This window comes from Vibrio sp. 378 (assembly GCF_033339435.1).
The window spans coordinates 1-677 of the sequence record NZ_JAWOUO010000609.1; the positions used below are offsets into that span (position 1 = coordinate 1).

Genomic DNA, 677 nt, shown 5'->3' on the forward strand with positions numbered 1-677 from the left:
TCTTTCGGTTTCTTCAGCAAGAGCTCCATTTTGAGTATCCCATTTACACGCTCAGCTAAAGCATTCTGATAACAGTCATACCCGTCTGTCATTGAGCAAGTCACTCTATGTTTCTTATGGATATCTTGATATTCCTTCGAACAGTATTGTGAGCCTCTATCTGAGTGGTGTATTAGCTTTTCTTCACTCTGCCGCTGTCTGAGAGCCGAGATAAATGCCCGCTTAACTGATTGCGTTCTCATGTTGTCATCTACGTTGTAACCAACAATCTTCCTTGAATAAGCGTCTGTAACCAAGCTGAGATAACTCTCTCCATTTTGAGTTGGCAAGTAAGTAATATCAGCAACCCACAGTTGGTCTGGCTTCGTTGGTGTCAGCCCATCTTTCACTTTGTTTGGGTGACAGAAAAATCGATGACGGCTGTCAGTCGTTCGGTGATAGGCTCGTCTTGCTCTCACTAACAGGCGATGCCTTCTGAGAAGCTCAAAGAGTTTATCGCGACCTATTTGAATGCCCTTTATTGCGGCTAAGAACTTCAGTTTACGCGTGCCAATGCGTGGCTGCTTCAGCCTGACTTCACGGACAAAGCCAATGACAGCATGCTCATGATGTTCACAACGAGATTGAGTTTGGCATTGCTTATAATAAGCTTGGCGAGAGATTTGTACTAACTGACA

Annotated in this window: 1 protein-coding gene; it reads right to left on the reverse strand. The window is 44.3% G+C overall.

The genetic code is table 11. The features are described from left to right. Nucleotides 1–677, reverse strand: a 677-nt coding sequence (locus R7Q48_RS27830) for an IS3 family transposase (protein WP_318133520.1), incomplete at both ends; no start/stop codon positions are given.